At 39.0% G+C, this 22,233-nt stretch carries 14 protein-coding genes; 5 read left to right on the top strand and 9 right to left on the bottom strand.

Going from position 1 to position 22,233, the window contains the following annotated elements; genetic code table 11:
• Nucleotides 1-686: 686 nt before the first annotated feature.
• On the top strand, nt 687-5,696 hold the full coding sequence (locus NEOC65_RS02800; RefSeq protein WP_213155653.1) for an RHS repeat-associated core domain-containing protein: 5,010 nt from the start codon (nt 687-689) through the stop codon (nt 5,694-5,696).
• Nucleotides 5,697-5,832: 136 nt separating this feature from the next.
• Here the strand turns inward: NEOC65_RS02800 and NEOC65_RS02805 are convergent, their stop codons facing one another.
• The 6 genes from NEOC65_RS02805 to NEOC65_RS02830 all read right to left on the bottom strand — a co-directional run bounded on the left by NEOC65_RS02805 (nt 5,833) and on the right by NEOC65_RS02830 (nt 11,317).
• Nucleotides 5,833-7,071 carry an RsmB/NOP family class I SAM-dependent RNA methyltransferase gene (locus tag NEOC65_RS02805; RefSeq protein ID WP_213155654.1) on the bottom strand — a complete coding sequence of 413 codons (1,239 nt, stop codon included), beginning with the start codon at nt 7,069-7,071 and terminating at the stop codon, nt 5,833-5,835.
• Nucleotides 7,055-7,945, bottom strand: coding sequence for an HvfC/BufC family peptide modification chaperone (locus NEOC65_RS02810; RefSeq protein WP_249270172.1), 891 nt, complete (start codon nt 7,943-7,945; stop codon nt 7,055-7,057). The genes NEOC65_RS02805 and NEOC65_RS02810 overlap by 17 nt, the downstream gene beginning before the upstream one ends.
• 5 nt (nt 7,946-7,950) lie before the next feature.
• Nucleotides 7,951-8,829 (bottom strand): MNIO family bufferin maturase, encoded by an 879-nt coding sequence (gene bufB, locus NEOC65_RS02815; RefSeq protein ID WP_213151827.1) that lies wholly within the window; start codon nt 8,827-8,829, stop codon nt 7,951-7,953.
• 97 nt (nt 8,830-8,926) lie between these two features.
• Entirely contained in the window at nt 8,927-9,430 is a 504-nt protein-coding gene (locus tag NEOC65_RS02820) for a hypothetical protein (RefSeq protein ID WP_213151825.1), read from the bottom strand.
• Between the two features lie 196 nt (nt 9,431-9,626).
• The gene (locus tag NEOC65_RS02825) at nt 9,627-10,163 is read right to left on the bottom strand and encodes a hypothetical protein (RefSeq protein WP_213151823.1); all 537 of its coding nucleotides are present in this window, start codon (nt 10,161-10,163) and stop codon (nt 9,627-9,629) included.
• 722 nt (nt 10,164-10,885) lie between these two features.
• A complete protein-coding gene (locus NEOC65_RS02830) occupies nt 10,886-11,317 on the bottom strand; it encodes a DUF2267 domain-containing protein (RefSeq protein ID WP_213151821.1) in 432 nt (143 codons plus the stop codon).
• 693 nt (nt 11,318-12,010) lie between these two features.
• On the opposite strand from NEOC65_RS02830, the gene NEOC65_RS02835 reads away from it, so the two are divergent.
• Nucleotides 12,011-12,589, top strand: a complete 579-nt coding sequence (locus NEOC65_RS02835; protein ID WP_213155655.1) for a YciE/YciF ferroxidase family protein — start codon at nt 12,011-12,013, stop codon at nt 12,587-12,589.
• A 309-nt stretch (nt 12,590-12,898) separates the two neighbouring features.
• Here the strand turns inward: NEOC65_RS02835 and NEOC65_RS02840 are convergent, their stop codons facing one another.
• The 3 genes from NEOC65_RS02840 to NEOC65_RS09925 all read right to left on the bottom strand — a co-directional run bounded on the left by NEOC65_RS02840 (nt 12,899) and on the right by NEOC65_RS09925 (nt 13,994).
• On the bottom strand, nt 12,899-13,063 hold the full coding sequence (locus NEOC65_RS02840; RefSeq protein ID WP_166156609.1) for a hypothetical protein: 165 nt from the start codon (nt 13,061-13,063) through the stop codon (nt 12,899-12,901).
• 183 nt (nt 13,064-13,246) lie between these two features.
• Entirely contained in the window at nt 13,247-13,504 is a 258-nt protein-coding gene (locus NEOC65_RS02845) for a transposase (protein ID WP_349305288.1), read from the bottom strand.
• 259 nt (nt 13,505-13,763) lie between these two features.
• Nucleotides 13,764-13,994: a transposase gene (locus NEOC65_RS09925; RefSeq protein WP_213155657.1), complete on the bottom strand. Its 231-nt coding sequence runs from the start codon at nt 13,992-13,994 to the stop codon at nt 13,764-13,766.
• A 531-nt stretch (nt 13,995-14,525) separates the two neighbouring features.
• Here NEOC65_RS09925 and NEOC65_RS02855 point away from each other — a divergent pair.
• The 3 genes from NEOC65_RS02855 to NEOC65_RS02865 all read left to right on the top strand — a co-directional run bounded on the left by NEOC65_RS02855 (nt 14,526) and on the right by NEOC65_RS02865 (nt 21,592).
• Nucleotides 14,526-16,901, top strand: coding sequence for a leucine-rich repeat domain-containing protein (locus NEOC65_RS02855; RefSeq protein ID WP_213155658.1), 2,376 nt, complete (start codon nt 14,526-14,528; stop codon nt 16,899-16,901).
• Nucleotides 16,902-17,334: 433 nt separating this feature from the next.
• A complete protein-coding gene (locus NEOC65_RS02860; protein WP_213155659.1) occupies nt 17,335-19,023 on the top strand; it encodes an F-box/LRR-repeat protein in 1,689 nt (562 codons plus the stop codon).
• Between the two features lie 532 nt (nt 19,024-19,555).
• Complete coding sequence (locus NEOC65_RS02865; RefSeq protein WP_213155660.1) at nt 19,556-21,592, top strand: leucine-rich repeat domain-containing protein; 2,037 nt, start codon at nt 19,556-19,558, stop codon at nt 21,590-21,592.
• Nucleotides 21,593-22,233 lie beyond the last annotated feature (641 nt).

The raw sequence follows: 22,233 nt of genomic DNA on the forward strand, positions 1-22,233 counted from the left end.
CACAGTTCCGTACAAACGCCCAAATCAGACTCACGCCATCTATACGCCGGATGCCATCTACACAGTAATCAGGTATCTTGTAGATTCTTTACAGAAGATCGAAGCGCCCCTGCTTTTGACATCAAATTTCTGGCTTACGACGCGTCAACAATGGTTTAAGGTTTATTCGTCTTTCTGATTTATACCTTCCGAGTTTTATCTCGACTTTTCCTTAATGCTCACTACCATTACTCTTAATAACAGCAGCTTAAGGTGGTTTGAAGCCCGTTCCTGAAAACCGACTTCGGAGGGCCTTCTCCATCATTTGTACAGCTTAAGCACAAAGTTTTAGTTCATATTGAACTTCTTTGCGCGCCTGCGGCGCACCAACAATTTTCCATTAAAGCATCTGTTTAGCTAATGAAACATAGTCTTTTCTTTATCAGCTAAAAACTGAGCTTGCTGAATAAGAAAGCTAAAAGCAATCTTCAAGCACGTTTTTACTTGAGCTAACTCTTTTCTCCCTGCGAAGCTAAAGTGAAATCGGCCGAAAAATATTTCAGAAAAAAATATAAGAAAGAGAAGCTAAAAAAATCATATGTAAATTTTATTTTTAAATCATAAAATTTCATTATAAATAGATTGTCTCTTGCCCTTTAAGTTTATTCTTGGTTAAGCTATTTCTGTTATTTAATTTTGGTTAGTTCATGAAGAAGCTTATTTGCTTATTTATTATTTTATTCATCAATTCCTACGGTGCCTATACGCAAGAGCTCCCCTCTTCTTCATTATTACCTTCCTTGCATGAGTGGCAAAATCCTACTTATGTATTTGATTCAGTAAATATCATGACCGGCCAGTACACGGAAGCTCAAAACGATTTACATCTTAACGGGCCAGCCCCTATGACCCTGCGCAGATATCACACGGGAGAAGACTGTTTTTTATCGGGATGGCAGTGTAACTTCCCTAACCTATTTAACGCATCTACGCCAGGAGAGGCAGGCCATTTTACCTCTACGCACAAAATCTCGTATGAATATGATCAGCAAAATCGCTTAAAAGCTGTAAAAGCCTCTGACTTTGCTGATAAGCATCTCTATAGCTGGTTGAACATTCAACATAGCGATGATCCTTATAAGCAATGCATCATTCAAACCCATGATAACCAGCAAATCACCTATCGCTTCCGTAATCCTCGTTTAATTGCCGAAGTCATTTCCTCAAGCGCTCCTTCTATTGCTTATTACTATCAAAAGCACCCTTCCCAAGAAGGTTACCTTATCAACCGACGCGAATTACCAGAAGGCCGTTATGTAGAATACGAATATTATGAAAAAGGCCATCCTCATGCCGGAAAAGTTAAAGTTCAAAAAAGCCCTGTAGGAGAAGATGCCACCGCTATTGTTACTCGTAGCTTTGTTTATCATGAAGGGTCTACGGAGGTCTATGATGCTCTTAATTGCAAAACCATTTATCGCTTCTGCGATGGATATATAACAGATATTGAAAATTACGATTCAGCCGGCCAATTTTCTCGCCTAGAAAAATTAATATGGACTCAAGCTTTAGGAAAAAAGGAAAACAGCAAACAGCTTCGTACCCGTTATATAGCCGATGCTCAGGGTACTATTCTTATTGCCCACTCCTTTTCTTATGACAACCAACAGCGTTTAATTAAAGAAACCCTATATGGCAACCTTACTGGCACATGCACGCTAGCTATTCAAATAGGCCACGATGCTTATCCTTTAAAAAATGGGATAGAGCATTATAGCATAACCTATGAATATGCAAATGATCTTCTAAAGAGCACAGAAGAAGATAATGGAAAAAAAATAATTTATGCATATTTCCCTAATACTCCCTACCTTCAGTCCAAGTTAACATGCATTAACGACAAAATTATTCTAAGAGAATTTTACTCTTACAATCAAGCTGGGCAGGTCACCACCTTTAGCAAAGACGATGGATCTTCAAAAAATATAAACGACCTTACCAACGTCAGCGAAAGGCAGATAAAAACAATTAGTTATCGTACGGACCATCCTGCCTTAGGTTTACCAGAAAGCATAGAAGAGAGGGCATTGAATCTTTCTACCGGCCAAACTCATCTTATAAAAAAAATCATCTATCACTACAACCATCAAGCGAAGGTTATTCAAGAAGACTATTACGATGCGAATAATCAACATTATTATTCCATAAATAACACCTATGATGAGCGCCAAAAGCTTATTACTTCATCCGATGAAGTTAAAGGGCTTACCGAGAAGAGCTATGATTTAAATGGCAATCTATTAAAACAAACATGTATCAGCCCTACAGGTATCTCACAACAAATTATCCATACCTATGATTTTGCCAATCGTTTAATTAGTAGCGAAGTTTTAGATAACAATGATCAGACTAAAAAAACTTACTTTCATTATGATTTAAAAGGCAATAAGAGAGCATTTATTGACGAGTGTGGTAATCAAACTACCTATGAATATGATAGCTTAGGTCGTGAGACTCAAGTGATTTATCCGGCCGTCTTGGACGAAAACCTTAACATTATCAATCCCTCTAAGCAGACAAGTTATGATGTACTTAATCGCGTGATAGCCCAAACGGATGCAAAAGGTTGTACTACTTACACTCAATACAATGCTTATGGTAAGCCTATCCTCATCCTCTACCCTGATCAAAGAGTGGAAAAATTTATTTATAATTTGGATGGATCCTTAAAAGTTGCTTTTGATATTCAAGGAAATTATATAGTTTATCATCGTGACCCTTTAGGGCGACTCTTTAAAAATGAAGCTTTTGATAAAACAGGCGCTTTATACAAAGCCACTACTTTTATTCATAATGCCTTCCATTTATTAGAAGCAAGGGAGGCCACAGGTCGAAGAATCTGTTATAAATACGACTATATGGGCCGTTTACAAGCTCTCGAGCAAATGACAGGGAAAACTATTAGTAAGCGATTAACCTATGAATATAATCATTTAGGTCAACAGACTATTTCTAAAGAATGGTATGGCCCCCATCTTGAAAATTTTATTGCCACTATTAAAGAATATGATTTTAAAAATGATTTAAAATCTACCCGTCTTGAAAATACCAAGGGCAAGATACAAAAAATGAGTTGGGTAGAACCCACCCCTATACAACCTTCTCCCATTGAAGAGCTTGTTTTCAATTCTCTAGGACAGCAAGTACTTCAACAAGCTGTGACTGACCCGTCAGGAAATGTGACTCTCACTCTTTACGATGCGATGAAACGACCTGTGAAGATAACCAAGAAAAACAGCCTAGGTGACATACTTTCCTTACAAGAATTACAGTGGGATGTGAATAATCATAAAGCTAAGCAAACTTACTTTTTAAGCCACGGCAAAACCATCAGTACAGTATGGCATTATGATTCCTATGATCGCCTTATTAGATGCATTGAAGGATTTGGTACAGTAAGACCTATGACTACCCAGTATACTTACAATGAGGCAGGCCAGCTAAGTGCCCTTCTTAAGCCGGATGGGGTGACCATTTTTTATGAATATGATTCTCTAGGCAACCTTACTTCCCTTCATTCTTCTGATCTTACGATCCACTATATTCTTTCCTATGATTCTCTCCAGCATATCACCCATATTGAAGATAAAGTTCATTGCTTATCTACACGGCGCACCTTTTCTCTCGACGGATGCTTATTAGAAGAAGTACAAGGCAACGGATTAAAAACCACCAGGCATTATGATGAGCTTAACCGCTGCATTCAATTAGATCTTCCTGATACATCTTCCATTAAATATAGTTATGGCAGCCTCTATCTTAGAAAAATTGAGAGGCAACGTCTTTTAAAAGGTCCCTTGATTCATAGGTATCAAGAGCGCAATTTAAATGGTCATCCGCTGATTAGTGACTTGGCGGGCGGCTTAGGTCAAGAGCTACGTAGTTATAATAGCAAAGGTTATCTTACTCATATTTCTACGCCTTTTTGGTCTGAAGCTATCCATTATTTGCCTGAAAAGCCGCAGATTATCGAAGGGATTACTTTTAAAGATTTTAGTGGGGAATATAAGCACAATTATATTTACGATGATCAAAACTACCTAACAAATGAAGCAGGGCTTTTCAGCAATACCTACACCTATAACTGGCTAGGAAATCAAACGTCTAAAAATTATAAAGAGTGCACAATTAATCCTTTGGGGCAACTAATCGGTTACCATAACACCCAAAATGATTATGATGCCAACGGCAATTTGAAAGAAAAGATAGTCGAAGGCAAGAGACTTCGTTTTGAATATGATGCTTTAAATCGCATGATAGCTCTACGCCAGGATAACGGGGAAGTTTATCGATATAGGTATGATCTTTTTCATCGGCGCTTGTCAAAAACATGTTTTGCTCCTAATGGTGAAAAAAAATGGGAACAAAAATATCTTTATGATGGTTTAAATGAAATTGGAGCAGTCAATGATAAAAATCAAATAACTGAATTGCGTGTGTTAGGTGAGGGGCTAGGAGCAGAAATTGGCAGCGCCGTCCTATTAGAAATAGAAGATCAAGCATACATTCCTCTCCATGATCATCGCGGCTCAGTCTGTGGGCTTATCTCACTTGCCGATCAGACCTTGATAGAAAAAGCCCATTATTCTGCGTTTGGGGAAGAAGAGAGAGAGCTCCCCTCCTGCAATAATCCATGGCGCTTTTCAAGTAAAAGAATGGACCCAGAATCTGGCCTGATTTATTTTGGAAAACGTTACTACGATCCTTCCCTAGGCCAATGGACCACACAAGATCCCTTAGGCTCTATGGAAAGCCCTAACCTCTATGCTTTTGCCTCTAATAATCCTATCAATCGCATGGACCCTTATGGCCTATTCTCTTTTAGTAACTTATGGAGCGCGATTTATTCCCAAGTTACCGATATCGGTCAGCAAATTTTCAGCTTACTGCGCAATATGCAGGCCTTCATGTCTACTCATCTTTCATTGGAACATAATTTCAATGAGAAGATTGAAGGAACAGCGAGCGCTATTTTTGGCAAGCTAACTTTAGGCATCTGTGGTTTTTATATAGGAAAGAATGAAGCGGGGGTGATAGGACAAGGAGAAATAAATGACAAAGTAAGAATTACTTTGATTAATGGGATTTTAAATGCTCGCCATGATGTCATGTATAGCTTAGAAATAATTTCAAAATTTCATGGTGGCAATAACATCCACTACATTTTCCGCCCCACAGAAGGATGGACTTACGATTTTCTAAAATCTCTAGCCGTTAGATGTGGATGGGTTTCTCCTCAAGCTAAGCAGCTTGCTTCAAAATGGCGGGAATTGATAGCACAGATAGGTGGTGTGGAAGGCGGAGGAAGAATTATTCATTATGCGCATAGTATTGGGGCCTCTGATACCTTAAGAGCTAAAGGCCTTTTGTCAGCGGAGGAGCTAAATATGATAGATGTATATACTTTTGGCTCTCCTTGCCTACTGGCAACAGGGGGATTTCAAAATGTGATTAACTATGTAAGCCTTGGAGATGCGGTTTGCTATTTAGATCCCATTACCTATATTAAATCTTTCTTAGATCCTCAGAAGCATATTACATTTTTACCTAGCTCCTGGGGTCTTCCCCTCGTAGACCATCAACTAGGATTTCCCACTTATCGTAAGCTGTTAGAAGCATTAGGAAAGGAATTTTTAGAAATCCACAGGGCCAGATAAAAAATTAGGGGAAAAGATTGAATCCTCTCTTTTATGCAGGGACGTTGGAATGAAATGAAGCGAGGAAAAAAGCTAAAGAAGGAGAAAAAGAAAACCTCCTTTTAAAATGCAGGCGCTAAGAAAACTTTAGGTTAGATTAGGTCCGACTAACCAAGCGACAGGCAAAGCCTCCATCCCATCCTTCTGCGTTAGGCAAGATGGAAATAAGTTTCTTTTTCATTAACCCCAGTTCTTGGCACGCTATAGCTACTATCTCTTCATTTTCTTCAGGGAGAATACTGCAGGTCATGTACCAAATTTCACCCTCATTTTCCAACAGATGAGCAGCATTTTTTAACAAATTGAGCTGGATGATTTTAAGCTGCTTTGCTTGATCTTCGTTTAATCTCCAGCGAGCTTCAGGGCGTTTACTCAAAACCCCACTATTACTACAAGGCACATCTAAAACGATAAGATCAAATTTTTTATCAAATTTTAACTTCTCGCCCTCACAGCAGCTTACTTGAGCTTGCACACCATATTTTGTAAGATTGTCTTTTAATTTTTGTATTTTTGGCAAGGAGACATCATTGGCATATAGGGCTGCTTGAGGGAAAAAATCATGTAGGGCCAAAGTTTTACCGCCAGGCGAAGCGCATAGATCCAAAATGCTGGTAGGAGTTTTGCTTATTTCTTGAGAAAGATTCCCTATTAAGCTTGCTGGTGTAACATTTTGAATATAATAATTTGCAGAAGAAGCCACCCTTTTAACCTCAGAAGCAGGGACGGTAATGACCTTGACTGGCTTTTCTATAACTGTGTTCCACTCTGTCGGGATTGCTACTATATTTCTTAGCCGAGCCATTGTTAAAGCAGGCTTATTGCTAGCCTCTAAAATCTTTATTGTCGTCTGCAAGCCGTAGTGCTTGTTGAGAGCTTTAATAAAATAAAGGGGGAACGAATAGCGGATACTAAGAGAAGATGGATCCATCCCTTGGGGTAGACTTAAAGAAAGAAAAGAAAGCTTCCTTAATATAGCATTTAAGTAAGCAACAAAGTAAGAATGAAAATGCTTCTTTGCAATCTTGATTGACTCATCCGCAATAGCGTAATGAGGGAGCTTGTCTAAGAAGTAAAATTGATATAAAGCTGTACGGAGTAAAGCTTTTTCTTTTAACTTTAAACGCATCTTTTTCTTTTCAGAGAGCTGCAAAGCCAAATAATCTAAGGCTAGTGCCATCTGAGCAGAACCGTACGCTATTTGATGGGCTAATTGATAATCTTGAGAAGAAGGCTGCTCTTTTTTAAACCACTCCTCTAAATATTCGGAAATAAAGCTCTCCCCTTTTAAGGAATGTAAGAGGGCGAAAAATGCTGCTTCACGACTGTTTATCATCAAAATATAGCCATTGCCGGAACACCCATTCTTGAAGCCAAAGATGTAGCTTGCTTGCTGCCTCAGCATAAAGCTGCTCATCTTGTTGCTCAAGCCATTCACAGGCTTTTTCAAGACTGGTCCCTGTTGAAAAAAGATTTAGGAAACGAAAAGCAGAAAAGTCAATTTCGTCCCACTGTAAATTATTTTTACTATTACGGTATACCACAAAATAATGGGGACGATCTTGAGCTAGGTTAGGAAAATCATGATTTTCCCAGTATTCTACCTCTTGTTTGATCATTTCCTGACGGAAAGCAAACATATCATAACGCAAATTAAATAAGAAAACGTGAGGTTGTAAACACATGCGACGTTTAAGAGTTTTATCCATCCCTGCTGCTATTGTATGGGCATTTACAGGTGAATAATGGGCAGCAAAAAAAGAATAGTTTAAAGCGGCGTCAATCTTTGCTGCATCTAATACTAATTGTTTATCCTTTTCCTGATAGTTCTCATCTATCCACCGAGGAAGCCGATCACTAAGAAAATTTAACGACCAGGTATCAGGAGGATAATGAGTAAGATAAGGCTTGCCAATTTTTTCATTAAAGTCATGATATCCAAACAGGCGCACCACAAGAGGTGTGGCATCATGCAAAATGCTTAAAAGCCTCCACCAATATTGCTGATTATAAAGCTCTATACGTTGAGCGGGCCTTAAAGTAGGGCTAGGAACAATGTAGTCAAATGCTTCTTCTTCCATGCTTTCTTGTGAAGGAGAGATAGGATTCATACGGCTATCTTGATCGACAGGCCTTACTAGTATACTTGCAAACCACTCTTGCAGCTTTCTAAGGTTAGCGGGTACTTGCTTATCTAACGTTAATTCCATTGCCTTCACACTTCTACCCCTTGCAATTGGCGCATCGGTCTTTCAAGGCTAGCCTTGTCATGTAAATATTTCTGAAACTTTTTTGCTTTTAGAGCCTCCTCCCAAGTTTCTTGAAAACTAAGAAAATTATCATCCCATTCAAGTAAAGTGGAAACACCCCCTGTGCGGGGATAAATATCGGCATATAAATCCCACACTTCATCGCGGACATAATTATCATGGGTATCTAATACATAATCGCCATGATCGCTATGGCCCGCTAAGTGGATTTGCAACACCCGATCATAAGGAAGGTTTTGGATATATTTTTGCGCATCAAAGCCATGGTTGCGACTAGAGACATAAATGTTATTGACATCCAACATCATAAAAATGTTAGCTTTCTCTACAACAGCCGTGTAAAATTCCCATTCAGGCATCTCATCCTCTTGAAAAGCTACATAAGAAGAAAGGTTTTCAAGAGCAAAAGGAATTTCTAAGTAATCCTGTACGATACGTGCTCTTTCAGCTACATAGTTGATGACTTCTTGGGTATAAGGCAAGGGAAGTAAATCATGATAGTGAGCGCCGGGCAGATGCCCCCAACATAAGTGATCAGATAACCAAGGGGTCTTGGTTAAACGTGTTAAGGCTTTAAGTTTTTTTAAATAAGTGTAGTCTAAAGGCTCAGCACTTCCGATTCCTAGAGCTACTCCATGTTGCACGACCTGATATTTAGCTAAAATTTTCTCAAGATTTTCAAGAGGTTTGCCACCTTCCACCATGAAATTTTCACTAATAATTTCAAACCAGTCAATTTCAGGTTGTAAGCGAAAAATATCTTCGTAGTGTACATGCCTTAAACCTATTCCAATTCCTAAGTTAGGAATGTTTGCATTTTTCATAGCCATCCTGGCAATACTTAAATTTTTTTGTTCCTACTACCCGTTTGATGAAGAAAAATTTCTAGAACTTCAAAAATATAGGCCTGGTATTTAAAGTTTAATTTCCGTTAGCAAGTGCCCTTTTTTTCATCATTTTATCATAAACTAGCTTAACAGCAAGGTTTTTGTCCGCGATTGCACATTTACCTTGACCCTTGCACGAGCCTTGCCCGGCACACTCATGCTTATCAGTTTTACAGGCATTTAGCCCTTTACATTGATTAGTATTTCCACAACGTGCGCTTGCCACCTGCCGTGCTAATTCTTTATTAGCTACATCTAAAGCTTGGTAATTTTGCTGGCCCTCCTCATTAAGCTCAAGCAGCAACTCCTCTTCATCCATCAGATGATAGCCTAGATTACCAGCATTAGGATCGACTTCAGCTTGCGTAGTAGCCGTAGAAGGGGCCGAAGGAGGACTGCTTTTGTCAGGAGTAGAGACGGCAGCTAACAGGGTAGGATAAGTAGGGGAAGAAGGCTGCTGCGCATGGACAGATTGCGAAAGCATCATGCCACCTGCCAAGCCCAATAACGCCAATTTTTTAAGATCTCTTTTCTTCATTTCTCTCCTCTTGTCCGAATCATAAGTTTTTTAAGCTCAATCATGAATAAAAAAGTTAACCAAAGCTTAAAGGTTAAGTGCTTATAAAATAGCCTATCAATTTAAATTCTATTTAATTAGCAATAAAAGCTACCAAAAGTGTGCACACATCCAAGCATTTAAAACTTAAAGATATGCACACACTAGGAGTCAAACCTTAATTAGAGCCTTGATTGGTTTGTGCACGTTTTTCGGCTTGTTTTTGTGCTGCAACTTTGATAGCAAGATTCTTATCTTTGAAGTTGCAAGCGCTCGATCCTGCACAAGAACCTTTGCCTGCACAGCTATGCTCCTCTGTTTTGCAAGAATTTAAGCCTTTGCAATCATTATTTCCTTTGCATGTTCTGCTAGCTAACTTCTGTGCTAAAGCTTTCCCTTCTGCATTCAAACTATTATAATTTTCTTTACCTTGTTCATTCAATTGGCTTTTCAATTGATCTTCCGTCATCAATTGAGTAGCAGAGCTACTTTTAAGGCTTTCATCAGCCTCAGCGATGATACGAGATTCACGATTTAAACCAGAGGAGGGTTTGCCTTGATTTCCGCATGTGCCAGCTCCGCAACCGCTAGCCATGAGCACTCCAGGTGTTGCTAAATGATTGCTAGTATCAGCATAAATAGAACCGTGAGAAGCCATCATTACGCCGCCTGTAATACCTAGCAAAGCAAGTTTTTTGAGATCTTTTTTATTCATTCTAACACTCCTAAAAAATTTATGGGTTTTCTTCAACTTTTACAGATAAAATATTCATTTAACATTCATTTCTCTCAAATGCAAGTTTTTTTATTACCTTTTTTTCCTACAGAGAAAAATTTTTCATTGCGTCGCATTTTACACTAGGCAAAGATGGCCATTCGCTCTTAAGAGAGCTTTAGATGAGACTGTTAGCAAGCAAAAGGCAAAAGACAAACTTTTTAATAGAAAAACTTTAAGTTATACGCTTTCAAGCTACTTTTTATGTAATCCCGTACTTTATAAAATTCCTCTCATTAAGTAGAGAGGCAAATTTCAGAGGGCTAGGTATGCGGACTTAGTTTTTTTAAAGCGTATTATTCAAAATAGAGGAGTTATTATACATAATCCCCTAGGGAAACTTGCGAAGACAAACTCTTTATAAGCCGCTTTCTAGTTAAAATTTATAGCCTTAAGAGAAAAAAATAAGTTGAATGCTTGGCTCCGTCCTATATTTTACATAAGTTGATAAGATAAGCTTTTTAAAGATAGAAAAGAAAAATTTAAATGATAAGAAATTAAGAGAGATTATAGATCACTACAATAGCTAATGGAAAATTTTAAAAGTTACATTTAAGCGTTTATAGCAAAGCTTTTGCCTGGCCTTTAAAGGGCTCAAGGCAAAAGCGCGGTAAGTTCTTCTTTGCAACACCTTCAGTAGAAAGGTAAAAGCCTTACTAACCTTAAGAAGAAGGCCAAAGCTCAGCGATAGGAAGAGGCAAAACTTGCCTGATATGTTCAATTTCTCCTTTAGAGACATGCTGGGTAACTACTTCGAATACAGCACGCACTATTTTTTCTACATCAGAATATTGTACTAATGCTAGGCTATTAAAGTGAAAAGCTACAAAATCTAAAAATTCTTCCGTAGTTTTAACCTTAACGGGCATTATAGACGGCTTCCATCCTTCATAATAGAATCCTCGGACTAACATAGGCAATTGAGCACTTAATTTCGCAGACACTTCTACGGATAAACGATCACGCAAAGCTTGCAGTGTTCCTTTTAAAGCCAAATAAGCTTTTTTTTCGTCAGTCCATCCCAGTAACTTCATAAGATCTTTAAGCCACTCATGGGTTTTTTGTAAAGTTGTCTCAAATACATCTACTGACATATCAGCCTCCTTATGTTAAAGGTACCTCAAGAATAGCGTAAGACTAGAAAACTATATTTTCAAGTTAATAAGATCGAAAAAAATCTACAACTATAAATTTTTTAAAATCCTAATCCCCTCATCAGCTAGTTTAGCTAGGATAAATTATTTAAAAAAACTTTAGCACTAGATTTTCTAGGCTTATCTTTTTTTAAACTCTTTTTACAAAGGCAAAAGAAGTTTAATCCTATCGGTTGATGGCTTGTAAGATATAAACAGTTTGATCAACTTTCCATCTATCTAGGAAAAAAAGCTTTTTTAAAAATTAAGGAGAGGAGGAAAGCATTCTCACCAGGAACCTTCTCCATCAAGTAACTTTTAATCCTTATTAAGTTTGCTCTTATTATGTCAAAAACATTTAAAACTTAGATTAACCAAAAGCCTTCTACACAGGTTTCAAAGAAATCGATCTACCCTTATTTTTTTAAAGACTTCTAAATTTGCTATTGCAATAATGATGGGGGCGAGCCTATACGCTCCCCTGAAAATGATAAAAATAGTGCACCCTTTAAGGAAAAAAATATTACAGATAGGAACAGTAAAATGATTTAATCTAACCTCCTCCTGCATTTACGTCTAAAGAACATTTTAGCACAATTTTAAGCATTATTATATTTTTATTAAAAAAAATTAGTAAGCTATAAGGAGGCTTATATGGAAAAGAATTCAGCTTTAGACTTGTTTTTAGAAACAGGCCTTAGACATCTTTATAATGCTGAAAGAGAAACCTATGATAATCTAAAGACATTAGCTAGCAAATCTTCCAACCAAGCATTAAAAGATGCTTTTTCTTCTCATATTTTAGAGACAAAAGACCAAATAAGACGATTGCAACAGACTTTTGAGATGCTAGACATTGATCCTACCTCTAGCAAAATTCAAGGAATTCCTAATTTTGCTGATAAAGGGAGGGAACTGATGAAAACCTTACTAGATCTTAATTTTACGGATCGTAGCAAAGGTATGGACGGCATTCTTAACGAAGGGAAAGAGCTAATCAGGCATTTTGCAGATACAGATTCTAACGATATTGCCTTGATAAGTGCTGCTCATAAGGTCGAACATTATGAAATAGCTTGCTATAATCTTATCTGCTTCTTGTGTGGACATTATAAACAAAAAGAAATGGTCAATTTAATGAAGCTTTCTTTAGAAGAGGAAAAACGTATGGGGGAAAAACTTTTGGAAATAGCTCAGCGTGAGATTAAGCTACCGGCTTTCCCCCCTAGTTAATCATCGTTTTGCCTAACCTAGAAATATGTGGGTATAGCTAATAGAAAGGACGCATACAGATTTAAAAAGCTGATAGCTTAAATGCTGGATGTAAGTCCTCCTTAGTACACAAGCTTAAAAACCAAATTTTTTAATTAAAGCAATCCAAGTAACACTTATAATGCAATTTTCATCATAGCTTATTAGAAAAAATTTAGAAGTGATAGATAATTATCTTTTATTCAGGATCTTTTAAGAATAGCATCCCTTAACCTCTGGGCTACTCCTAAAAGCTCCTTTAAATGCCAGATGGCCTAGCCAGCATGCTCCTTATGGCTCGTGCCCCGCGCCTCTTTCATCTCCTAAATCCAATTCTTGCTGGCCCCTATCATAATCGTTAAGCTCATCCACCGAACCTCCTTTTTCCTGATAAAACATTTTATCAAAGGGAAAAGGGGCCACTTGACCTTTATCGTAATTTTTATTTTTAGTCATTGCATAGCCTCCTTTTCCACGATTAGGTACCGCTACATTTTATCAACATATCTTTAAAATAAAGAAATGTTTTAATTTTATAGACGTCAAACCATTTTCATATAAGTGTTAAAGGAAAAAACAGTGCTCTAATAACGCTATGATAATCCAGGCCTTATTTCTAAAGACATTATCTGAATTAATTTATTGCGTTATTCTTTTTACTCTCATGTGTATCATGGCTAAGTAGAGGAACGCTTGGCTAGTGTTTGGTAAGGCCTCATAATCCTTACTTAATCTGAGGCATTTGCCAAACCAGGCAAATGTTCTTTCTGCTATCCATCTTTTTGCTTGTAGATGAAATCTTTTTAGCTTAGATCTTTTAATGGCTGTTAAATCAATACCCTGTAAAGCTGCTTCTAATTTCATCTCTTCTCCCCTATACCCTGTATCGGCAAATATTTTTTTTGGCTATAGAGCTTTTTCAGGAAAAAATAAAGCAGCATCTTTAGTCCATCTCTACCATTGCAAGTCGTGCTGCTTACTACAGCTGCTATTAGCAGTCCCAAATAATCTACCCCCTATGTGTCTTTTCCTACCTTTAACTTTCTTGCCGCCGTTGCATCCGCTGAGCCCTTTTTTTCAGTTATTTTGACGCTTTGGCTATCGACTATAGCTGCACTTAAGTTCCGCTAGCTTGCCTTAAGCTTTGGCGAAGCGATCACCTTAAATAAGTATTAATTTGTTCGAATAAATGACTCTGTCTCCATCTTAAAAACTGAGAATAGACCGATTTCCAAGGAGGAAGATCATAAGGAAGATCTGTCCATTGGCAACCTGTCCTTAAGACATAAAAGATGGCATTAAGCATCTCTCGTTTAGGGTGCTTAGGTGGCTTACCGGCTTTTTTCTTGCATATTATTAAGTTCAAGCACCTGCCGTTCTCGATCATTTAAATCGTTAGGATAAGGTTTTCTTATCATATTAGGCTTGCTGATTAAACAGCCTATATTTTAATCAATTTTAATAATTTAGAAAATGTCGCTAAGCAAGCTCAAACTAAACTACGCATTTGTAACGACAAGAAGCTTTTCTCTTTTTCTGCAGATTGCTATACTGGCAAAACAACCTTTCTCGACAGGAAGAAGCTAGGCGTATTGTATTTCATCATTCGATAGGAGAATTAAAACATTGCGCCCAAAAGAGTCGTTTTTCTCAATAAGTCAAAGAATCAATTTCATTCTTTTAATCAAAGCAGAATTGCCGCGTCACTTAATCTCCAAAAACTGTGGTTGCTCCTAAATGCTTGAAAGGTCTCCCCCTTTTCCTTAAATCTATCTGAAAAAAAAGCGAGGTAGATTACCTGTGAGTTGCTTTTCATTGATAAGGATACGAATTCGTTTGACTTGCTTTTTAATTTTTTTATATTGTCTTTAAAAAAAATAAAAATGCTGAAAAAGTCACCACTACCCAAGAAAATAAAATGCATCCTATCGCCTTCACATCTATTGAAAGCTTGCCCAATGAATTGCTACTCCCTATCTTAGAGGCTTGCATAGTTCCTTCCTTATTTAGCGTCTGTAAAAGATGGCATCATCTGCTGGCTACTGAAGTCATGCTCCCTCTTTATAAGCAAATAGGTAAAGTGCATGTTCCTCAAGGAAATGTTAAGGAGCAGGCTCTTATTGTAGATAGAATTTATAAGCTAAAAGAAAAGCTTTCTGAAGCAGCAAAGATAAATGCAATCTTTAGGCGAATCTTTACTTTAGCTAGTTCTCTTTCTCTTCTAGAATTTAAATGGAAGACTGAAGAGAAAAAATATTTTACTTTAGCTAACTACTCCTCTTATCTGCTGAATATTAATCGCCTTTTACTGTGGAAAAAACTTCCTGGTGGGGAAAAATACTTGAGCCGGCAAGAAATTAAGCACTTACCTCTAGAGAAAAAAGGAGAGCTTCTTAGAGATTGGATTGAAGAAAATTGTAAAAACATCACGACTTTAAATTTATGTGGAGCAGGCTTGACTTATTTACCTCCAGAAATAGGCCAGTTATCTCAGCTGCAAACGCTTAAATTAAATCAAAACCAGCTTAACACATTGCCTGGAGAAATCGGGCAGCTGTCTAAGCTGGCACGACTTTACTTATACCAAAACCAGCTCACTACTCTACCTGCAGAAATAGTTCAATTGTCTCAGCTGCAAGAACTTCGCTTAAGCGAAAACCACCTCTCCAGCCTACCTGCAGAAATCGGGCAATTGTCTCAGCTACAAACGCTTGACTTAAGAGAAAACCAGCTCACTACTCTACCTGCAGAAATAGGTCAATTGTCTCAGCTGCAAGAATTTCGCTTAAGCGGAAACCACCTCTCCAGCCTGCCTGCAGAAATCGGGCGGCTGTCTAAGCTGGCACGGCTTTACTTAAATCACAACCAGCTCACCGCTCTGCCTACAGAAATCGGGCAATTGTCTCAGCTGCAAACGCTTAATCTAAGCCAAAACCAGCTCACCAGCCTGCCTGCAGAAATCGGGCAGCTGCCTGAGCTAATACAGCTTTACTTAAATCAAAACCAGCTCACCGCTCTGCCTACAGAAATTGGGCAGCTATCGCAATTGGAAACACTTGAATTAAATCAAAACCAGCTCACCAGCCTTCCTGCAGGAATCGGGAAGCTGTCTGAGCTAATACGGCTTAGCTTAAATCAAAACCAGCTCACCAGCCTGCCTGCAGAAATCGGACAGCTATCGCAATTAGGAACGCTTGAATTAGAGCAAAACCAGCTCACCAGCCTGCCTGCAGAAATCGGGCGGCTGTCTCAACTGCAAGAGCTTTTTTTAAGCCAAAACCAGCTCACCAGTCTGCCTGCAGAAATCGGGCAGCTGTCTCAACTGCAAGAGCTTTTTTTAAGCCAAAACCAGCTCACCAGTCTGCCTGCAGAAATCGGGCAGCTGTCTCAGCTGCAATGGCTTTTCTTAAATCAAAACCAGCTCACCGCTTTGCCTATGGAAATCGGGCAGCTGTCTCAACTACAATGGCTTTTTTTAAGCCAAAACCAGCTCACCGCTCTGCCTGCAGAAATCGGGCAGCTATCGCAGTTGGAAACACTTGAATTAAATCAAAACCAGCTCACCAGCCTTCCTGCAGGAATCGGGAAGCTGCCTGAGCTAATACAGCTTTACTTAAATCAAAACCAGCTCACCAGTTTGCCTGCAGAAATCGGGCAATTGTCTCAGCTAGGAGGGCTTAACTTAAGCCAAAACCAGCTCACCAGCCTGCCTGCAGAAATCGGACAGCTATCGCAATTAGGAACGCTTGAATTAGAGCAAAACCAGCTCACCAGTTTGCCTGCAGAAATCGGGCAATTGTCTCAGCTAGGAGGGCTTAACTTAAACCAAAACCAGCTCACCGCTCTTCCCACAGAAATCGGAAAATTGTCTCAGCTGCACTGGCTTTACTTAAATCACAACCACCTCACCGCTCTGCCTACAGAAATTGGGCAGCTGTCTAAGCTGCAAACGCTTGACTTAAATCAAAACCAACTCACCAGTCTACCTGTAGAAATCGGGCAGCTGTCTAAGCTGCAAGAGCTTGAATTAAATCAAAACCAGCTCACCAGCCTGCCTGCAGAAATCGGGCAGCTGTCTAAGCTGCTACAGCTTTACTTAAATCAAAACCAGCTCACCGCTCTGCCTGCAGAAATAGGGAAAATGTCTCGGCTACGAAGGCTTTGCTTAAATCAAAACCATCTCACCAGCCTTCCTGCAGAAATCGGGCAGCTGTCTAAGCTTATCAAGCTTGAATTAGCGGAAAATCCTTTGAAAGATATTACCGTAAAAATAAGGCAGCGTTTTCAATTGTAGAATGGTCGTAAGCACTTTTTAAATTGAGGTGGGCTAAATGGAATAAAAAACTTTTAGCCATCTTATCTTTAAACAAGTAATCCGCACTTAAATCAAAAACATCTCACCAGTGTGCATGTAGAAGCAGTAGAAGAATTAAAACAAGGCACCAAAAGAGCCGTTTTTCTCATATAAGGCACAGAATCAATTTCATTCTTTTAGCCAAACCAAAATTGCCGCATCACTTAATCTCTAAAACCTGTGGCTGCTCCTAAATGCTTGAAAGGCCTCCCCCTTTTCCTTAAATCTATCTGAAAAAAAAGCGAGGTAGATTATCTGTGAGTTGTTTTTCATTGATAAGGATACGAATCCATTTGACTTGCTTTTTAATTTTTTTATATTGTCTTTAAAAAATGAAAATGCTGAAAAAGTTATCACTATCCAAGGAAATAAAATGCATCCTATCTCTTTGGCATCTATGGAAAGCTTGCCCAATGAATTGCTGCTCCCTATCTTAGAGGCTTGTGCAGTTCCTTCCTTATCAAGCGTTTGTAAAAGATGGCATCATCTGCTGGCTTCTGAAGTCATGCCCCCTCTTTATAAGCAAATAGGTAAAGTGCATGTTCCTCAAGGAAATGTTAAGGAGCAGGTGCTTATTGTAGATAGGATTTATAAGCTAGAAGAAAAGCTTTCTGAAGCAGCAAAGGTAAATGCAATCTTTAAGCAAATCTTTACTTTAGCCAAGTCTTTTTCTCCATTGGAATTTAAATGGAAAACAGAAGAAAAAAGAGGCTTAAGTCTTGCTAATTACTCTTCTTATCTCTTAAATATTAATCGCCTTTTGCTTTGGGAAAGACTTCCTGGTGGGAAAGAATACTTGAGACGAGAAGAAATTAAGCACTTGCCTCTAAAGAAAAAAGGAGAGCTATTTAGAGATTGGATTGAAGAAAATTGTAAAAACATCACGGCTTTAAATTTATCTAATGCAGGCTTAACTTATTTACCCTCAGAAATATGCCAATTGTCTCAGCTGACAAAGCTTAAGCTAAGCCAGAACCAGCTCACCGCTCTGCCTGCAGCAATCAGGCAGTTGTCTCAGCTGCAAACGCTTGACTTAAGAGAAAACCAGCTCACCGCTCTGCCTGCAGAAATCGGGCGGCTGTCCCAGCTGGAATGGCTTGAATTAAATCAAAACCAGCTCACCAGTCTTCCTAAAGAAATAGGACGGCTGTCTCAGCTGCAAGAGCTTAAGTTAAGCCAGAACCAGCTCACCGCTCTGCCTGCAGAAATTGGTCAATTGTCTCAGCTGCAAGGACTTCAATTAAATCAAAACCAGCTTACCGCTCTGCCCGCAGAAATTGGGCGACTGTCCCAGCTGGAATTGCTTGAGTTAAATCAAAACCAGCTCACTGCTCTGCCTGCAGAAATCGGGCAGCTGTCTGATCTGCAAACGCTTTGCTTAAATCAAAACCAACTCACCAGTCTGCCTGCAGAAATTGGTCGGTTGTCTAATCTGATACAGCTTTACTTAAACCAAAACCAGTTCACCGCTCTGCCTACACAAATCGGACAGCTGTCCCAGCTGGAATGGCTTGAATTAAATCAAAACCAGCTCACCGCTCTGCCTGCAGAAATCGGGCAGCTGCCTAAAGCGCTGTATCGGCTTGAATTAAATCAAAACCAGCTCACCAGCCTGCCTGCAGAAATCGGGCAATTGACTCAGCTGCTACAGCTTGAATTAAACCAAAACCAACTCACCAGCCTTCCTGTAGAAATAGGTCTATTGTCTCAGCTGCACGTGCTTCACTTAAATCAAAACCAGCTCACCAGCCTTCCTGCAGAAATAGGCCTATTGTCTCAGCTGCGAAGGCTTAACTTAAATCAAAACCAACTCACCAGCCTTCCTGCAGAAATCGGGCAATTGTCTCAGCTGCGAGGGCTTTACTTAAATCAAAACCAACTCACCAGCCTTCCTGCAGAAATCGGGCAATTGCCTCAGCTGCTAGGGCTTGATTTAAGCCAAAACCAACTCACCAGTCTACCTACAGAAATCGGACAGATGTCTCAGCTGCAAGCGCTTGAATTAGCAGAAAATCCTTTGAAAGATATTGCAGAAAAGATAAGGCAGCGTTTTCAATTGTAGAATAACAAGTACTTTTTAATTTGGAGTGAGCTAAAATGGAATAACAAACTTTTAGCCATTTTATCTTTAAACAAGCAATCCGCTTTCCTTCCAGCAACTAAGCAAGCTTAAACTAACCTACACATTTATAACGACAAGGAGCTTCTCTCTTTTTCTGCCGATTGTTATGTCTGGGAGAACAACTTTTTTGATAGAAAGAAACTGGTGTATTGTATTTCATCATTCAGTAGAAGAATTAAAACAAGGCGCCAAAGAGAGCCGTTTTTCTCAAATAAGGCACAGAATCAATTTCATTTTTTTAGCCAAACCAAAATTGCCGCATCACTTAATCCCCAAAACCTGTGGCTGTTCCTAAATGCTTGGAAGATCTCCCCCTTTCTCTTAAATCTATCTAAGAAAGAAGGGCGATAGATCCTCTGTGAGTTGTTTTTGTTGATAAAGATACAAATTCGTTTGACTTGCTTTTTTAATTTTTTTATATTGCCTTCAAAAATAAAAATGACAAAAGTTCATCATTATCCAAGGAAATAAAATGCATCCTATCTCATCAACATCTATTGAAAGCTTGCCCAATGAATTACTACTCCCTATCTTAAAGGCTTGCGCAGTTCCTTCCTTATTAAGCGTCTGTAAAAGATGGCATCATCTGCTGGCTACTGAAGTCATGCCCTCTCTTTATAAAAAAATAGCCCACCTTCATTTCCCTAAGACGAATGCCACTACCCAACGAACTCTTATGTTAGCTAAAGTTTATCAACTTAATCCTGGACTTACCTCTACTGAAAAAGTTTATCAAGTTTTTAAACAAGTTTTTACCTTAGCTAAATCTATTTCTCCTTTGGAATTTAAATGGAAAATAGAAGAAAAAAGAGGCTTAACTCTGGCTAATTACTCTTCTTATCTCTTAAATATTAATCGCCTTTTACTGTGGAAAAAACTTCCTGGTGGGGAAAAATACTTGAGCCGGCAAGAAATTAAGCACTTACCTCTAGAGAAAAAAGGAGAGCTTCTTAGAGATTGGATTGAAGAAAATTGTAAAAACATCACGACTTTAAATTTATGTGGAGCAGGCTTGACTTATTTACCTCCAGAAATAGGCCAGTTATCTCAGCTGCAAACGCTTGATTTAAGTCAAAACCAGCTCACCAGCCTTTCTGTAGAAATTCAGCTGCTGCCTGAGCTGCAAAGGCTTTACTTAGGCAACAATCAGCTCACCTCTCTGCCTGCAGAAATAGGGCAATTGTCTCAGCTGCAAAAGCTTCACTTAAGCAAAAACCAGCTCACCGCTCTGCCTGCAGAAATCCGTCAATTGTCTCAGCTGCGAGTGCTTGACTTAAATCAAAACCAGCTTACCAGCCTTCCTGCTGAAATCAGGCAGCTGTCTCAGCTGCAAAGGCTGGAATTAAATCAAAACCAGCTCACCAGCCTTCCTGCAGAAATAGGTCAATTGTCTCAGCTGCAAGAGCTTAGATTAGATCAAAACCAGCTCACCGCTCTGCCTGCAGAAATTGGGCAATTATCTCAGCTGACACAGCTTTTCTTAAATCAAAACCAGCTCACCGCTCTGCCTGTAGAAATTGGACAGTTGCCTAATCTTGAATTGCTTTACTTAGATGATAACCAGCTTACTACTCTTCCTAGAGAGATAGGCCAGCTGTCTCAGCTGCAAAGGCTTAGATTAACTCAAAACCAGCTTACTAGCCTGCCTGCAGAAATAGGCCAATTGTCTCAGCTGACACAGCTTCGCTTAAACCAAAACCAGCTTACCAGCCTGCCTGCAGAAATCGGGCAATTATCTCAGCTGACACAGCTTTTCTTAAATCAAAACCAGCTCACTGCTCTGCCTGCAAAAATCGGGCAGCTGCCTAAACTACAAACGCTTTACTTAAATCAAAACCAGCTTACCAGCCTTCCTGTAGAAATCGGACAGCTGTCCAAGCTGCGAGAGCTTGAATTAAGCCAAAACCAGCTTACCAGCCTTCCTGGAGAGATAGGCCAGCTGTCTCAGCTGCAAAAGCTTTACTTAAATCAAAATCAGCTCACCGCTCTGCCTGTAGAAATCGGGCAGCTGCCTAAACTGCAAAGGCTTGAATTAAATCAAAACCAGCTCACCGCTCTGCCTGCAGAAATTGGGCAGCTGCCTAAACTACAAACGCTTTACTTAAATCAAAATCAGCTCACCGCTCTGCCTGTAGAAATCGGGCAGTTGTTTCAGCTCCTACACCAGCTTTACTTAAATCAAAACCAGCTCACCGCTCTGCCTGCAGAAATTGGGGAACTGTCTGAGCTGAGACGGCTTGAATTAAATCAAAACCAACTCACCACTCTGCCTGCAGAAATCGGGCAATTGTCTCAGCTGACACAGCTTTTCTTAAATCAAAACCAGCTCACCAGCCTGCCTGCAGAAATCGGGGAGTTGTCTAAGCTGAAAGAGCTTCACTTAAATCAAAACCAACTCACCAGCCTTCCTGCAGAAATAGGTCTATTGTCTCAGCTTACCAAGCTTGAATTAGCAGAAAATCCTCTGAAGAATATCGCCGAAAAAATAAGACAGCGTTTTCAATGTTAGAATGGTCGTAAGCACTTTTTAGATTGAGATGAGCTAAAATAAAATAAAAAAACTTTTAGCCATCTTATCTTTAAAGAAGCAATCAGCTTTTCTTCCCGCGACTAAGAAGTTGCCATGAAACCTATTCTATCCTTAACACAATTCTAAACAAGGTTTTTATAAAGAATGGTATCCTACAAGAGTACTTATAAGTAACTATTTCTATAAGAATGAGCAATTAGATGGAAAACAAGAAGAATTTCATAAGAATAGCCAGCTTAAGCTGTGTATACCCTCTGCAAATCATCCAATTCTAATGATAGTGCCTTGATAAGTGCTGCTCATAAAGTCGAGCATAATGAGATAGCCTATCTATAATCTTATCTGTTTTTTGTGGGAACATTATAAACAAAAAGAGATAGTCAATTTAATGGAGCTTTCTTTGGAAGAGGAAAAACGGATGGGAGAAAAACTTTTGGAAATAGGCCGGCGTGATATTAAGCTGCCAGCCTCCCCCTTAGTTAATCATCGTTTTGCCTAACCTAGAAATATTTGAGTATACTGATAGAGAGAACGCATACAGATTTAAAAAGCTGGTCGTTTAAATGTGGAATGTAAATCTTTCTCAGCAAAGAAGCTTAAAAAACAAATTTTTTTAATTA

The organism is Neochlamydia sp. AcF65 (genome assembly GCF_018342435.1).
Lineage (GTDB): Bacteria > Chlamydiota > Chlamydiia > Chlamydiales > Parachlamydiaceae > Neochlamydia.

Excerpts from the sequence above, each read along its gene's own strand:
- NEOC65_RS02800 (WP_213155653.1), top strand. The coding sequence starts at position 687 with ATGAAGAAGCTTATTTGCTTATTTATTATTTTATTCATCAATTCCTAC.
- NEOC65_RS02805 (WP_213155654.1), bottom strand. The coding sequence starts at position 7,071 with ATGATAAACAGTCGTGAAGCAGCATTTTTCGCCCTCTTACATTCCTTA.
- NEOC65_RS02810 (WP_249270172.1), bottom strand. The coding sequence starts at position 7,945 with ATGGAATTAACGTTAGATAAGCAAGTACCCGCTAACCTTAGAAAGCTG.
- bufB (WP_213151827.1), bottom strand. The coding sequence starts at position 8,829 with ATGAAAAATGCAAACATTCCTAACTTAGGAATTGGAATAGGTTTAAGG.
- NEOC65_RS02820 (WP_213151825.1), bottom strand. The coding sequence starts at position 9,430 with ATGAAGAAAAGAGATCTTAAAAAATTGGCGTTATTGGGCTTGGCAGGT.
- NEOC65_RS02825 (WP_213151823.1), bottom strand. The coding sequence starts at position 10,163 with ATGAATAAAAAAGATCTCAAAAAACTTGCTTTGCTAGGTATTACAGGC.
- NEOC65_RS02830 (WP_213151821.1), bottom strand. The coding sequence starts at position 11,317 with ATGTCAGTAGATGTATTTGAGACAACTTTACAAAAAACCCATGAGTGG.
- NEOC65_RS02835 (WP_213155655.1), top strand. The coding sequence starts at position 12,011 with ATGGAAAAGAATTCAGCTTTAGACTTGTTTTTAGAAACAGGCCTTAGA.
- NEOC65_RS02840 (WP_166156609.1), bottom strand. The coding sequence starts at position 13,063 with ATGACTAAAAATAAAAATTACGATAAAGGTCAAGTGGCCCCTTTTCCC.
- NEOC65_RS09925 (WP_213155657.1), bottom strand. The coding sequence starts at position 13,994 with ATGATCGAGAACGGCAGGTGCTTGAACTTAATAATATGCAAGAAAAAA.
- NEOC65_RS02855 (WP_213155658.1), top strand. The coding sequence starts at position 14,526 with ATGCATCCTATCGCCTTCACATCTATTGAAAGCTTGCCCAATGAATTG.
- NEOC65_RS02860 (WP_213155659.1), top strand. The coding sequence starts at position 17,335 with ATGCATCCTATCTCTTTGGCATCTATGGAAAGCTTGCCCAATGAATTG.
- NEOC65_RS02865 (WP_213155660.1), top strand. The coding sequence starts at position 19,556 with ATGCATCCTATCTCATCAACATCTATTGAAAGCTTGCCCAATGAATTA.